Origin of the sequence: Rhizobium deserti (genome assembly GCF_004358025.1) — a bacterium.
GTDB lineage: Bacteria > Pseudomonadota > Alphaproteobacteria > Rhizobiales > Rhizobiaceae > Neorhizobium > Neorhizobium deserti.
On sequence record NZ_SMTL01000003.1, the window covers coordinates 84,671 to 98,264 of the forward strand.

The following is a 13,594-nucleotide window of genomic DNA, read 5'->3' on the forward strand; positions in this document are numbered from 1 at the left end:
CATCTCCTGCTTAACGATTGCATTCTGGCAAGCGGGCGCAGAAGGGACTGGCCCGCTTGCGCCCTATGCTGTCCAGCTCAGGCAAATGCAAGCGGATTCGATTTGGCGGATTCGATTTGCAGGCGTCAGCGCCGTGCCGCTTGGCGACGGCCGGAATGCTGTTGAACCTTCTCGCAAAGCTGCGCCATTTCGCGCCGCAATGCCGCCAAGTCCAGTGCCTCCCGAGAGGCTGCGTTGGCGCGGCTTCGAGGCTCATGCACCACAGTCTCGACAGCAGAACCGCGTGCCAGGACCGCAGCAACCAAGGGCGGAAGCTGGGATTCTGCGGCGGGGCGGCGGTTTGCCATCAGCAGTTCGCGGATGTGATCGGCAAGCGGCGTCTGATTGGCTGGCAGGGGATGATCGTTCGCAGCAAACCGCTCGAAAACGACCGGTGCGTCATCCTCAATCAGATCAAGTTCGGCGAAGTCTTCATCCGCCAAGAGATCAATTTCGGAAACCGGTGATGCCGGCTGCGATGTTTCCGTCTCAGAGGTTTCGTGGCCTTCTGCCTCATCGAACCGCCGGCGCCGGATCCAGGCGCAAGCTGCCCCAAGAAGAAGACCCGCAAGTCCCCCGAGGGCGCTCTTCGTCAGCATGTCGGGTAGGCTCGGCTGCACGGGCTGGGCAGATGCGGGCTTGACGACCTGAGCTTTCACCTGAACCGGCTGCATCGAGGTAGACCGCCGGCGCTGCTGACCTTCGAGATAATTTTGACGCGCCTCGTTCACGGTCGTTTCCAGCGCAGCCAGTCTTTCCGCCGCTTCGGCTGTCTGCTTGTCGCCACGCAGCGTTGCCTGACGTGTCTTGAGCTCCGAAAACCGCTTGGCGGCCGTCGCCTCATCCCGTTGCAGGGACGCGACGAGCTGCTTGAGCGATTGCTGGATATCGGCTCGAACGTCCTCCAGCGCGCCCTGTGCCGCAACAAGGCGCGGATGGCGAGGGCCGAGACTGCCGGACAATTGGTCGACGGCGAGCTTGGCTTCTACATGCCTCTGCCTTTGGTATTCCAGTCCGGTGAATTCCAGGCTGTCGGGCAAAGGCTTACCCAGCACAGTGGCAAGCGTCATGGCCCCGGCTTGTTCCACCTTCCGCCGCATCTGCGCCAGGTCCGCCTCGGCCTGAGCGACGTCCTTTACGAGCGACTGGCTGTCCGTCTGCACGCGGCGCAGCTCCGCCAGCCTCTTGTCGTCCACCTTGGCAAGGAAGCCTGACAGTGTAGCCTCGGCGCGCTCAAGGGTCTGGCGCAGTCCATCCAGGACTGCATCCGGAACTTGTTGCTCGGCCGCGGTGTCGATGCCGGCGGCAAAAGTACTGCCCAACATGGTTGCCAGCTGCCTCGCCTCTTCGGGCGCAGCGGCTGTTACGGAAATCGCAACGGCCCCATGAGCTTTATCGTAATCAAGGGCAATGGCGTCCGAAAGGCGGCTGCGTAGATCGGCCTCGGCTTCGGCCACGGTCATCCCGCCGCCGGATAGTATGTCATAGACGACTTGGGCAAAGCCTGAGCGGTCGATGGCAAACTCGCTGCCCTTCGACAGGTTGAAGGCGCGGACAAGATTGTCGAGATTGGCCTTCGACCGCAATTTGGCCAAGGCCGAAGTGACGGCGCCTTCGCTTGCCGTCTCCACTTTGAGCTCCGTCTTAGCGACGAAACTTGGCGCCGACATCTGCTGAACGAAAACCGGAAGTGCAGCGCCAACCATTCCGGCGAGGCCGATGGCAAGCAGCACGGAGCGCCGGCGCCGGGGCCGTGCGCTGTCCCTGCCCCCGTCTGCCTGCGTATCGCCGCTGATACCTTCGAAATATTCCATGCTCAGACCGCAATCATTTGTGACGCGGGCATGCACGCGCAATGCCGCTGCTTAAGACAGTCTAAATATCTATGGCAAATAAACCGTTAACCGCGGCACCTGGGCTAGGCGCGATTGCGCACAAGGTGGCGGAGCGAGAGCCGTTATTCAAACGGCAGTCAATTGTCTGAACTGCAACTTAGGCAGAACCCCCGGGGCCGAGAGGTCTTGAGGTCAGCCGTTCAATGGGAAGCAGCCGGCGCCGGCGCCTCCACCACCACGCCCTCGACAATCTTCTGTGCGGGAATCGGGTTGTTGCCGCGCCGGGCCGTATTCGTGTTGATCGTTTCCTTGGACATGTAGTCGAGCTGTTCGATCATCACATTGGCCACGACGGCATCGCCGAGCTTGGCGTTGATGCCGTCCTTGATCTTGTTGCGGAAGTTCTCCGGATCGAACGAGCCAACATTCTTCAGGTCGATCATCGGATTTCCCATCAGCAGACTGAAAAGCTGGTCCGTCAGAAGGGCGTCCATCGGCAGCTGGACCTTCTTCGACTTCTCGCTATCCACCGAAAGGGAGATGCGGCCCAGGAAATATCCGTCAACCGCGCCATTGTGGATAACCGGCATACTGATCGGGTTTCCGCGCACGACCGTCGTGACGACGGGCGCCGGAGCGGCATCCGCAGTCGCGGTCGCCTCCGACATGCGGGCGGACAGATAGACACCCCCAATGGAGACGATGCAGACCCAGAGCCCGATCAGCAGCACTTTAATCATCAGGATGCGCCATACCGGAATTGATGTTCGGAATAGGTCCCGTCGGCATCCATGTCTTTCACCGCATTCTTGAGAATGTCAGCGACAGCGCGAACCGCCTCGAGATGAGCCTCGACCCGCTGGGCATTGAGCTTCAGCTTCTTCTTGAGGCCGACCAGCTGCTGGAGGTAAGGCGCCGACGTCTCCTTGACGTCAGGCCCACGGAACAGGGTGGTCAGTTCGTAGAGGCAACGGCTCTTGTGGGCGTTCGACACTTTCAGGTCGAAACCGGTGTCGCGTCCAATGCGCTCGTTCTCGTTGTCGATGATCATTTCAAGACGCGAAAGAACCGTCTTGATGCGATAGTCGGTAGAAACGACTTCCATATCAACCTTCAATGGTTAGGAGTTTGTCTTCTTGGAGGTGCTGTCGGTTTCGGCGGGAGACAGGATCTGGCGTTGGAAATCCGTGATCATGCCCACGGCCAGCTGCCGATCCTTTTCGCTCGTCGTCGCATTCGGGGCATCCGCCCGGGCATGCTGGACCGACTGCGCGAAGAGCTTTTCAGCAATGCCGAAGCCACCCTGCTTGGAGACCGCGTCAGCGATCTGCTCGGCCATCATGCCCTTCCAGAAGTCGCCGGCCGCACCCTTTCCATAGACTTCCTCGCTGTCGGAGGGCAGCATGTTCTGGATAAAGGTAGAGGCGACGCTGGCTTCGAACTTCCGATAGGTTTCCGGAATTTCCTTCTTGTGCGACACGCGCACATTGTCGATTTCCTTGACGGCCTTTTCGGACTGACTGACCGCCTGAGAGAAACCGACGCCATTCGATGCAAGCATCACCGACTGACTGGCAGCTTCGTTCGCCTTGAGCTTCTCACGTGCAGCCTGAAGCAGGCCGGGATCTGCGGCTTGAACGACGTCCAAGACGAGATCGCTTGGGGGAGAAATAGCCAATTTCAACTCCTAGTTATCTGAGACCGCCATCATGGATCATCAAGCTTGCTGGAAGCTGGCGTGGCCATCAACAAGCCGAGATCGACGAGGTCGTACATCCGCTCGTCCTCCATCAGGCGCTCCTCCAGGATCTCGGCCTCTTTCATCCTGTCTTGGAGACGATCGGCCTTGGTCTTTTCCTTCAGCACCCTGGCCTCCTGCATGGTCTGCTGAGCCGCGAGCTGCTGCTTCTTGATGAACAGGCGGGTCAGCCGATCGCTGTAGTTCTTGGAGAACTGCTTGTGGATCGGGTCGACGGAAGAGATCGCATTGATCGTCATATCGATCGATGTCGCTACCTCGGCTTGCCGCGCGATGGAGACGCTCAACTCGAATTCGGCAAGCCGTTCGAGCTGCCGTTGCACGCCGACCAGGCGACGCAGCTTCTCTGATTTAGAATCATTGGCCATGTCAGCCTCACAGCCCGGTAAAAACGAGGGGGAAGCCCTTCACGAACTCGTCGATCATCGCGGCGATCCCGAGATAGAGCAGGAAGATCCCACCCATCAGCGCGTAAGGCGTGGAGATGAAGTAGACGGGAATCTGAGGCGCCATCTTGTTGATCATGCCGACGGCGACGTTGAACATGATGCTGTACAGCAGAAACGGGCTGATGAGCCGCAGCACGATCATGAAGGTGGCCGAAAGCGTATCCGTAAGCGTAATCAGGATCCGTCGTGGGTTGAGCCCTTCTGCCAATGGTATGGTCGTGTAGGAATCGAGCAGCGACTTGATCACCACGTGATGAAAATTCAGCATCAGCAGTACGAGCAGACCGGCCAAGGCCAGCAGGCTCGTGAGTTGGCTCTCGGAGCTATCTTCGATGATATCGCCGCCGGGCGGCCCGTTGAACGAGATGGCGTTCGAAATGGCGGTACCAGCAAATTGCAGGCCGGCCGTGTAGAGGCGGGCAATCAGGCCAAACACAGCTCCGACCAGCGTTTCGGACGCGATCAGCATACCCAGCGCCGCGGGATTGGAAGAAGCCCGGGGATAGATGATGTCCCAAACCATAGGTAAAACGGCCATGGAAATCGCCACCGAAAGGAACAGTCGCACCTGCATGGGAAGTCGGGCCGACGAAAAACCAGGCATCAACATGATGCAGCCGCCGACCCGACAGAAAGCCAGGAAGAGTGCGATAATCGTTCCCTGCGGGTCCGTTATCATGAAATCGATCCAAGGACCTTGATCTCGGTGCCCTTTGCCAATTCGACATGGGACAGTACAGGAAGGGTCGCAAAGAGCCGTTCGATGATCATGCGGACATAAGACCGCGTCTCAGGCGACGTGACAAGTACGAAGGGCAGGCCTCTGTCCATATATTCGCGGATGACCTGGCCGGCCTGCTCGCTGAATTCCTCGAGAGTGCGGGGGTCGATGTCGAAATCGATAATCTCGCCCTTCGCGTCGCGCTTGATCGCCTGGTGGAACAGCAGATCCCACTTAGACCCGAGGCGCAGGACGCGCAGGACGCCGTTGTCGGCAAGATCACCACAGATCTGCTGCGACATGCGGACACGCACGTGCTCGACCAGTTGTTCCGTTTTGCGCACATGCGGCGCCAATTCGGCCAGCGCTTCAAGAATGAGATGCAGGTTGCGGATAGAGACGCGTTCGGCCAGCAGCAGCTTCAAGACAGCCTGGAGACCGGAATAGGACATGTGGGACGAGCACATTTCGTCGGCCAGCTTCTTGTATTCCGGATCGAGGCGATCGATCAGGATCTTGACGTCCTTATAGGACAGAAGCTGCGGCAGGTTGTTGCGGATGACCTCGCTGACATGCGTCAGAAGCACCGAAACGTTGTCGATCGGGTGGAAGCCTTCTCGCTTCAGGTCTTCCACGAAGTGTTCGAGTACGGACACGGCAGGCATGCCGAAGGTAGGCTCGCGAACCTCGTCGCCGGGTACCGAAGGCTTGCGGCCCTGACCGACGATGACGAGCACTTCACCGAGCCGCAGATTGCTGCTCGCAACCGTCGTCCCGTGGATACGGATCTGGTAAGACTTTTCGGCAATTGCTATGTCGTCGACCACCTTGATTTCCGGCACGACGAAGCCGTACTGGCTGGCGAAGCGCTTGCGCATCTTGCCGACGCGGAAGCCGAGCTCCTGGTGCGCGCCGAGGAGGCGCGGAGAAACCTGTTTGCCGAGGGCCAGTTCGATTTCCGCCGTCTTGAGGACATTCTTGACAGAATCTTTCTCGGATTCGCGGTTTTGAACGACCTTCCTTTCCTCGGTTTCGCGCAGCAGCTTGTTCTTTGCCTCGATCTGCCGCGGGATAGCCCATGCAGCGCCAGCCAAAAGCATGCCAAGCCCCATGAACGGAAGGAAAGGCAGACCGGGAACCAGTGCCAGCGTCGCCATCAATCCAGCCGACACCCACAGCGCCCGAGGATATCCGCTGAGCTGGCCGACGACCGCGACATCGGTTGAACCTTGTGTACCGCCGCGGGTGACAATGAGGCCAGCCGCGAGCGAAACGATCAAAGCCGGAACCTGCGAAACGATGCCGTCACCGACAGACAGCTTGACGAAGACATCGGCAGCTTCGCCGATTTCCATGCCATGGCGGAAATAACCGATGATGATGCCGCCGAATACGTTGATGGCGGTGATCAGCAGGCCCGCGACCGCGTCCCCGCGCACGAATTTGGAGGCACCATCCATCGCACCGAAGAAGGAACTTTCTTCTTCCAGTTCGCGCCGGCGAAGCTGCGCTTCCTTTTCGTCGATAATGCCGGCCGAAAGGTCCGCATCGATCGACATCTGCTTGCCGGGAATGGCATCGAGGGTGAAGCGGGCGCCGACTTCCGCGATACGCGTGGCGCCCTTGGTAATAACGATGAAGTTAACGACGATCAGGATCATGAACACGATCAGACCGATGATGAAGTCGCCGGACATAACCAGGCTGGAAAAGCCCGCGATCACGCCGCCGGCGGCACTGTGTCCCTCGTGACCATGCGATAGAATGACGCGCGTGGTCGCAATGTTGAGCGCCAAGCGCACCATGGTGGCGATCAGCAGCACGGTGGGAAAGGCCGAGAAATCCAGTGGTCGCTGGATCCACAGCGATACCATCAGGATCAGGACCGACAATGCGATGGAAAAGGCCAGGCCGATATCGATCAGGAAGGGCGGAATCGGCAGAAACAGGATGCAGAGGATGGCTACGATGCCACACGCAAAGCCGATATCACGACCGTTCAAGGCGGGCTTGATGGGAGAAACCGTTGTGCTGCTAGTTGCCATGTCCGCTCTATCTCTTCATGAGACAAGAAAGCGCGTCCTGCGCCCCGTCAATCGAGTGGCCGGACAGCGAGAGCCCGAACCTGTTACGACAGATCACTTTTAGCCAGCGAAGCTTGTGTGAGGGTGACGCTTCGGCGCCGAGCCTAGAAGCCGCTCTGGACGCGCGAAAAGACCATGTCGGTGAAGAGCGAGATCTGCCCGCCTACAAAGGGAGCGGTAATACCCAGTGCAACCATGACCGCAACGATCTTGGGCACGAATGTCAGGGTCATTTCCTGGATCTGGGTGAGCGCCTGGATCAATGCGATGATCATGCCGACGACCATTGCCGTTAAGACTGCCGGGCTGGAGGCAATCAGGACTGTCCAGATTGCCGTATGCAATATGTCGAGAGCATCGGCTTCGTTCATTGGCTCATCATCCTGCCGTGATCGCGAATCATGCCGCATGATGACAGCCGCCCGCTATTAGACAAGCTGCACAATGGCCGGACCGCCAGTAATTCCTGGCGAACCGGCTGTTCGTCTAGGTCAGCACCTAGCCGTCAGGAAGACGATGGCGTCGAAGTGGCGGAGATGGTGATGCCTTCACCGATCTCGATCTTCGAACCCTTAGTGGTCGTTGCGGTCAAGCCATCAGCAGTTACTTCAATGGAAGCCACCACGCCACCGGTCTTGCCGTCAGCACTGGTGATCGTCTTGCCGATATAGGACGAAGCATTCGACAGGGAGGACTGAGCGATCAGGTTCTCCAGGTTGGTATTCGTCTTGATCGTTTGCTCGACCTGCGAGAAGGTCGCCAGCTGCGAGATCTGCTCGCTAGCGTCCATGGGATCGGTTGGATCCTGGTTCTGCATCTGAGCGATCAGAAGCTGCAGGAATGCGTTATAGTCCAGCGAAGCGGCGGCTGCGTCGGACGAAGACGCCGCATTGGTGGCCGTCTTTGTCGTAACGGAGGCTATGGAATCTATTGCCACGATGCCATCTCCCTTTTAAGGCCGGCAATGGCTGCAGGGCCGACTTCGTTGGTGTTCAAGATCCGCTCTTCGATCGGGTAAAGAGCCCGGATTGCCTTCAAAGCGTCGAATGCCCGGTCCGAGGCAACGAGAGCGTCGATCTGCTTCAGCTCTTCGATAATGTCCGGGTTTCGGAAACACGAGAGCAGCATCATGATCGAGCGCCGGAACATGGCCATCGCCTGGTCTTTGCCATCCGGGTTGATGAGCATCATCTGGGCGATGAAATAGAGCTGCCGAAGCGGCGTCGTCGTGTCTTCCGGCTGGAGAACATGGTTTTCCAGGAGGAAGGTAACGTTGTTCAAGAATTCTAGCGACACTTTCCGATCAACGCGCAGGACGGCGCCGTTAATGAAAATCTTCTCGCCCGACTTCAACGATATCCGTAGTGTGCTTTTCATCTTAGGCCATCCCTGATGATGGTGGTCACGTCAATAATGCCTTGGTAGTTTTCCGACTGCCGCTTCCGGATGCGTTCGCATTCCTTTAGTATCCAGAGGGCGATAGAGATAAGCTTGGCGCGAAGTTCGACGCTCAGCTCGTTGTCAGGCTGGTTCAGATCCTCGATGAATCGGGTCCAAACCCTGCGTGTATAGTGAACGGCCTCGACGGCTTCCCTGCCATACCGCGATTTATCCGGCACCGCGGAAAGAAGCTCAATGGAACGATCCAGTACCTGGCGTTCTCTTTCACGAGCGCTTGCGAGGTCATCCTTGACTACCTCGGCATACGCAAACTGGAACATGCTGCATCCCTCATGTTGCAAACAATCGCCTTCGGCAACTTACCATTAAAGGAAGTTGACGAGGCTCAGACCCTGGATTTTGGAAGTAATGGTGTAGGAAGTCTCAACCTGCGTCAGCAATGTGTTGAGACGAACCGAAGCCTCGTAGGTGTCCACGCCGACGAGATCCGTCAGCTGGGTGTTGATGATATCCATCTGCGACAGCATTGCCGTATTGGCCTTCTCGACGCGCTCCTGGGAAAGGCCCATTCCAGAGCGGTTGGCATCGATGCCGGATACGGAAAGGCCCGCCAGATTGGTGACTTGCGCGTTGACGGCCGTCAGGGCGGCGGACGACAGGCCGGCAGTTGCCAGCTGCGACGTGATCAGGCTTGAAAGCACCAGGTTCTTGAAGCCGTCAGAATTGAGACTTGCAGATGTGGTGACGCTTTCCGACGTGCTGATGCGGCTTGTCATTTCCGTATCAGATGCGTTGGTCCAGCTCGTCCAGTCGAAGGAAGACGTATAGTCCCCCAGGAAATCCTCCATCTGGTCCGGGCTTACGTCCGAGGCAGACGAAATGCCGTTGGTCGACATGAAGTCCGAGAAGGAAGAATTGAAATGGTCTGCGGCATCGGCGATGAAATTGTCATCGAGTGGCGCGACATCTGTGTTGATACCCGAAAACAGATATTCGCCGTTTGCCGAAATGTTGGCGTAGCTGACAAAGCTTTGCAGAACCGACATCGCCGTATCGGCAGAAACCTGGAGGCTGGTCGAGTCGCTGCTGCCTGAAAGAGCAACGAGCGAATTGAGCAGGGTCTGCCCGGAAGCCGACATCTCCTTCATCGCAAGCTGGGACGATTCCATCCGCTGATTGGCTAGCGAATTGGAGTCGACAATGGCCTGCAGCCGTGCCGTTTCGCGGCCATAGTCAAGGCTCGTGGACGTGCGGGTGCCAAGTTCCAGACCCACGTCGTCAAAAACACCGTTGACGGATTCATTCTCCAGCTTAGCAATCTCCACATGTGAATTCTTCACAGTGAGCTGCATTGCTTGGCTAACGGAAAGAGATGAGATGGATGTAGTCTTCATGACTAGTTTGCAGCCTCCAGCAAGGCACGCAGCATCTCGTCGATGGTCGACAGGAGCTTGGATGCCGCTTTGTAGGATTGCTCGACATCAAGAAGCAGTATCAGCTCCTCATCGAGGTTGACCCCGGTCGAATTGGAATAGGCCTCAGTGGCGCGCGACAGCATGGCCGACGTCGTTTCGGAAGCATTGGTCGCGCCACTGCGATATTCTTCCGCCCAGCCGATCGAGTCCGTCGAGAAATCGAGGATGGTCGCGCTGTCGCCGATCCTGGCAGCAGGATCGAATTTCATGGCAGTTTCGAAGCCTGACACATAACGGCTGATCAGCGTGGAAAAGCCGCTCGCATTCTCCGTGTTGATGCTATCGCCGGCAATTGATCCGTCGCGAAGCGCGAACGGGTTGCCGACGGCATTCTGATTAACCGTGATCAGTCCAGCCAGGCCATTGATAGTGGCCGCATCTTCATAATCTACCGACGCATCCGGATAGTCCGGGTCCTTCGACCCGAAGAGGCCGGGCAGAGGGCTGCCGCCACTCTCTTCGGAAAACATCGAAACGAGGCCGCGAGCGATTTCGTCGAGCTGGTTCTGGTAGGTCGGGTAAACCTCATCCCGCAATTGCAACAGCGCCTGCAGTGAGCCTTGAGCAGTCGTGTCGCTGTTCTGTCCAGCACCCAACTCGACACCATCGATATAGACGGGGCTTCCTGACACTGGATTGCCATCGGAATCTACTGCCGAATAGCTTGTCCTTGCATCAAAGGAGATCGTTCTCGCCGTGGTTTCGAACAAGGTGATGCCGCCGCTCGTATAGATCGAGACATCATTGTTTTCCCGGGTCACACTGCTGATGCCGACGATCTCGGAGATCTGCTTCAACAAGCTTTCGCGGGTATCGGCTGCATTGTTCGGATCGGTTCCGGCCGCCGTAGCAGCCTTGACCGCATCATTGGCCTGTTCAAATTCCGACAGGAGTCTATTTAGCTTGTCGACCGAGCTGCCAATCTCGGTGTCGGCTTCCGCACGGAGGCTCTGCACCTCGGTGGTGGCCGTGTTCAGCGAATTGGCAACGTCGACGGCCGCATTGACCGCTGCCGATGCGAGAGTCTTGTCACCCGGCGTTGCCGCGTAATTCTGCAATGCATCGCGCAGATCGGACAGAGCCGTGGAGGGCGCCAGCGAATATTCGTCGCCGCCCATGATGGAATAAAGGGATTCCAGTCCCGCAAGCAGCGTCTGTTGACCTGCGTCGTCGGCAATGGAAGTCAGGGTCTGCTTCAGGAGTGCCGTATTTTCGGTTCTCTCGATCGCGACAGTCGTTGCACCGGAATAAGCATCTGTCGCCGTTTTCGCAGTACGGCGATTGTAGTCGCTGTTGCTGACATTTTGAACGTTCGTCGACAATACCGCCGTCTGGGTGGAGGTATTGCCGAGAATGTTTTTTGTCGTGCTCAGTGCCGATGCAAGTGACATCGCTTAACTCCTAACTACCGGACCAGGTTGATCAGTACGTCCATCAGATCGGAACCGGTCTGGAACACCTTCGAGTTGGCGCTATAGCTGCGCTGGGACTCGATCATTTCTGTTAGCTCGCCCGCCAGGTCGACGTTGGATGTTTCGAGTGCACCCGAGACAATCTTGCCGAAGCCGCTTGCGCCGGCAAAGCCGAGCGTCACGACGCCGGAATCACTGGTGGTGCGATAGACGTTGCCGCTGGAAACCTCGAGATTGTCGGGGCTTTCCACAGTCGCCATAGCGATCTGGTAGAGCGGCCGGGTAGAGCCGTCGGCATAAACCGCGTTGACCGTACCGGAGGCGTCAATATCGACGCTCTTGATGGCGCTCGGCGCGCTGCCGTTGACGCTGCCCTTGGAAATATTGGAATTTGCAGACAACTGCGTCATCTTCGCCAGGTCGATCTTGACGTCGCTGGTGTTGTCGTTGTCGTCGGTGATGGTGATCGCAAGCTCGTCAAGGCCGTCGACTGTCGTCAGCTTTCCGCTTGCATCAAATTCCAGCTGGATATCCTCAAGCAGAGGAGGCACATCGCTGCCTTCGAACTGATAGGGGAAGCTGCCGCTTCCAGCCTTGCTGGCATTTGCTGCATCATAGACCGTTAGGCTCCAAGCGTCAGGGTCTGCACCCGTCTTGGAGAAATAGAAGTCGTACACAATCGGATTGCCAAGGCTGTCGTAGCTGGTCAGCGACGTCTTAAGCGTGCTGTTCATGTCAACCTTGACGTCTTCCGTATTTGCGCTCGGAAGATCCGTTGTCACGACAGGGGCGGCGCTGTTGAGGTTGCCGGAGAGCGAGCCGCTCGTGGAAGCAACCGCGCTAAGCTCATTGCCGCCGACATTGATTGGGATCAAGCCATCGTAGCTGTTGACGACGGTCGTCGGCGTGCCTGCATCGTAGGAATATCCCAAGAGCGTGTAGCCGGCTGAATTGACCAGGAAACCGTTTTCGTCCTTGGTGAAGTCACCGGAGCGGCTGAGATAGGTGTCGCCTGCGGCGTTCTGCACAACGAAGAAGCCGTCGCCCTGAATGGCAAGGTCTGTCTTGGACGTCGTATACTGGAGAGCACCCTGCTCCGAGATGGAGTAGGAAACATTGGTTTCAACGCCGCCTGAGTTATAGGAGCCCGCCGTAGAAGGCAGTACCAGCGACGAGAACGAGGTAGAAGCCCCCTTGTAGGCGGTCGTGGACGAGTTGGCGATGTTATCGCCGACGGTGCCCAAGCGGTTTGCCTGGGCAGACATGCCCGATACGGCAGTCTTCATAGTTCCAAAAAGGCTCATAGCAATCCTCGTTGCATTTAGGCTTTCGAGTTCTAACGGGCGGGCCTTGCGTGAAGCTGTCTGTGGCCCTTCCAGAAACGCTTCTTTGCGTTTTGATCCTGGAACTGTGGGCTTCCTCCCCAAACAAACGTGAGGAGCCCGCAAACAAAAATGGCACTTGCTGAACAAGTGCCATTTTTCGATTTAATTTCAATTACTTCCAGTCGATGCAGTAGCCCAGGAACCGCTTCGAATCGATGGGATCGAAGCCGAGGCGCTTGCGGAGCTTCTTGCGAAGCTTGCTGATGTGGCTTTCGACCACATTCTCTTCGACATCCTCGTCGAAAACGCCGTAGATGGCGTTGAAGATCTGCGACTTGGAAACGCGACGGCCGCGGTTCGAAATCAAGTATTCAAGGATGCGCCGCTCGCGTCTTGGAAGAGCAAAAATCTCGCCTTCCACTTCCGGATCACGACCATCCGAGAAAACGCGGATCGGACCAATGTCGGTATGATTGGACAGCGCACTAAGGCGACGGCGGATTGCTGCGGCCCGCGCCAGGATCTCGCGCGGATGGACCGGCTTGCGAACGACGTCGTCAACGCCGCAGTCGAAAAGTGCCAGTGTCGACTCGAGAGAAGGCTGGTCGCTGACGGCGATCACCGGAGCCTGGGTCCGTCCGCGGATGGCCCGCGGCAGGTCATGGATCAGCTCGCCTCGACCAATCAAAAATGCCTCGATTGCGGCAATGTCGGCTTCCGCTGCCGAGTTCACCCAATCATTAAATTCCTCGGGATCAAACCCGGTAGAAGGGACGCCTTCGCGTCCGAACAAGGACGTGTAACCATCCTTAACAATTTGTCGATCATCAACCACTACGATCATTTGCCCGCCTCCGAATCAGTGCCACGTCTCGGTAAGAGAGTGATACGAATCGGCCCGAATCTGAGCAACTAGAGAAAGTAACAGGGCTTTGCTAATAGTTGATTAACCATGATGCGTCGATTTGGCTCTACATGTAGTAGTTGAGGGATCGAGCAGCCATATCCTGTTGTGGAAAATTTACTTTTTGTGAAAGAGCCGGCTTGCAAAGTGGAGCTGAAACGAATCCACGAACAGGCATGATAAAGCTTAG

The 13,594-nt window shown here is 57.4% G+C and carries 15 protein-coding genes; all 15 read right to left on the reverse strand.

The annotated features are described in order from the left end of the window. Positions 1-125: 125 nt before the first annotated feature. Positions 126-1,853, reverse strand: coding sequence for a GumC domain-containing protein (locus E2F50_RS12480; RefSeq protein ID WP_133316503.1), 1,728 nt, complete (start codon positions 1,851-1,853; stop codon positions 126-128). A 221-nt stretch (positions 1,854-2,074) separates the two neighbouring features. Then, positions 2,075-2,614 (reverse strand): hypothetical protein, encoded by a 540-nt coding sequence (locus tag E2F50_RS12485; protein ID WP_133316504.1) that lies wholly within the window; start codon positions 2,612-2,614, stop codon positions 2,075-2,077. Then, positions 2,614-2,979 carry a hypothetical protein gene (locus E2F50_RS12490; RefSeq protein ID WP_133316505.1) on the reverse strand — a complete coding sequence of 122 codons (366 nt, stop codon included), beginning with the start codon at positions 2,977-2,979 and terminating at the stop codon, positions 2,614-2,616. Before E2F50_RS12490 ends, E2F50_RS12485 begins: the two co-directional genes overlap by 1 nt. Before the next feature lie 15 nt (positions 2,980-2,994). Beyond that, positions 2,995-3,552, reverse strand: a complete 558-nt coding sequence (locus E2F50_RS12495; protein ID WP_133316506.1) for a rod-binding protein — start codon at positions 3,550-3,552, stop codon at positions 2,995-2,997. 29 nt (positions 3,553-3,581) lie between these two features. After that, entirely contained in the window at positions 3,582-4,001 is a 420-nt protein-coding gene (locus tag E2F50_RS12500) for a hypothetical protein (RefSeq protein ID WP_133316507.1), read from the reverse strand. Positions 4,002-4,008: 7 nt separating this feature from the next. Then, entirely contained in the window at positions 4,009-4,761 is a 753-nt protein-coding gene (gene fliR / locus E2F50_RS12505) for a flagellar biosynthetic protein FliR (protein WP_133316508.1), read from the reverse strand. Beyond that, the gene (flhA, locus tag E2F50_RS12510; protein ID WP_133316509.1) at positions 4,758-6,848 is read right to left on the reverse strand and encodes a flagellar biosynthesis protein FlhA; all 2,091 of its coding nucleotides are present in this window, start codon (positions 6,846-6,848) and stop codon (positions 4,758-4,760) included. Before flhA ends, fliR begins: the two co-directional genes overlap by 4 nt. 143 nt (positions 6,849-6,991) lie before the next feature. Next, positions 6,992-7,258, reverse strand: coding sequence for a flagellar biosynthesis protein FliQ (gene fliQ, locus E2F50_RS12515; RefSeq protein WP_133316510.1), 267 nt, complete (start codon positions 7,256-7,258; stop codon positions 6,992-6,994). A gap of 134 nt (positions 7,259-7,392) precedes the next feature. After that, positions 7,393-7,824 carry a flagellar hook assembly protein FlgD gene (flgD, locus tag E2F50_RS12520; protein ID WP_133316511.1) on the reverse strand — a complete coding sequence of 144 codons (432 nt, stop codon included), beginning with the start codon at positions 7,822-7,824 and terminating at the stop codon, positions 7,393-7,395. Continuing rightward, positions 7,815-8,264, reverse strand: a complete 450-nt coding sequence (gene flbT / locus E2F50_RS12525) for a flagellar biosynthesis repressor FlbT (protein ID WP_133316512.1) — start codon at positions 8,262-8,264, stop codon at positions 7,815-7,817. Before flbT ends, flgD begins: the two co-directional genes overlap by 10 nt. Then, positions 8,261-8,608: a flagellar biosynthesis regulator FlaF gene (gene flaF, locus E2F50_RS12530; protein WP_133316513.1), complete on the reverse strand. Its 348-nt coding sequence runs from the start codon at positions 8,606-8,608 to the stop codon at positions 8,261-8,263. The genes flbT and flaF overlap by 4 nt, the downstream gene beginning before the upstream one ends. Positions 8,609-8,653: 45 nt before the next feature. After that, entirely contained in the window at positions 8,654-9,682 is a 1,029-nt protein-coding gene (locus E2F50_RS12535) for a flagellar hook-associated family protein (RefSeq protein WP_133316514.1), read from the reverse strand. A gap of 2 nt (positions 9,683-9,684) precedes the next feature. After that, positions 9,685-11,154 (reverse strand): flagellar hook-associated protein FlgK, encoded by a 1,470-nt coding sequence (gene flgK / locus E2F50_RS12540; protein WP_133316515.1) that lies wholly within the window; start codon positions 11,152-11,154, stop codon positions 9,685-9,687. Positions 11,155-11,168: 14 nt separating this feature from the next. Beyond that, positions 11,169-12,479: a flagellar hook protein FlgE gene (locus E2F50_RS12545; RefSeq protein WP_133316516.1), complete on the reverse strand. Its 1,311-nt coding sequence runs from the start codon at positions 12,477-12,479 to the stop codon at positions 11,169-11,171. 193 nt (positions 12,480-12,672) lie between these two features. Beyond that, positions 12,673-13,344 (reverse strand): response regulator transcription factor, encoded by a 672-nt coding sequence (locus E2F50_RS12550; RefSeq protein WP_133316517.1) that lies wholly within the window; start codon positions 13,342-13,344, stop codon positions 12,673-12,675. Positions 13,345-13,594: the final 250 nt, after the last annotated feature.

Bases quoted from the DNA above. Each gene is read 5' to 3' on its own strand.
- E2F50_RS12480 (WP_133316503.1), bottom strand. From the start codon at position 1,853: ATGGAATATTTCGAAGGTATCAGCGGCGATACGCAGGCAGACGGGGGC.
- E2F50_RS12485 (WP_133316504.1), bottom strand. From the start codon at position 2,614: ATGATTAAAGTGCTGCTGATCGGGCTCTGGGTCTGCATCGTCTCCATT.
- E2F50_RS12490 (WP_133316505.1), bottom strand. From the start codon at position 2,979: ATGGAAGTCGTTTCTACCGACTATCGCATCAAGACGGTTCTTTCGCGT.
- E2F50_RS12500 (WP_133316507.1), bottom strand. From the start codon at position 4,001: ATGGCCAATGATTCTAAATCAGAGAAGCTGCGTCGCCTGGTCGGCGTG.
- fliR (WP_133316508.1), bottom strand. From the start codon at position 4,761: ATGATAACGGACCCGCAGGGAACGATTATCGCACTCTTCCTGGCTTTC.
- flhA (WP_133316509.1), bottom strand. From the start codon at position 6,848: ATGGCAACTAGCAGCACAACGGTTTCTCCCATCAAGCCCGCCTTGAAC.
- fliQ (WP_133316510.1), bottom strand. From the start codon at position 7,258: ATGAACGAAGCCGATGCTCTCGACATATTGCATACGGCAATCTGGACA.
- flbT (WP_133316512.1), bottom strand. From the start codon at position 8,264: ATGAAAAGCACACTACGGATATCGTTGAAGTCGGGCGAGAAGATTTTC.
- flaF (WP_133316513.1), bottom strand. From the start codon at position 8,608: ATGTTCCAGTTTGCGTATGCCGAGGTAGTCAAGGATGACCTCGCAAGC.
- E2F50_RS12535 (WP_133316514.1), bottom strand. From the start codon at position 9,682: ATGAAGACTACATCCATCTCATCTCTTTCCGTTAGCCAAGCAATGCAG.
- flgK (WP_133316515.1), bottom strand. From the start codon at position 11,154: ATGTCACTTGCATCGGCACTGAGCACGACAAAAAACATTCTCGGCAAT.
- E2F50_RS12545 (WP_133316516.1), bottom strand. From the start codon at position 12,479: ATGAGCCTTTTTGGAACTATGAAGACTGCCGTATCGGGCATGTCTGCC.
- E2F50_RS12550 (WP_133316517.1), bottom strand. From the start codon at position 13,344: ATGATCGTAGTGGTTGATGATCGACAAATTGTTAAGGATGGTTACACG.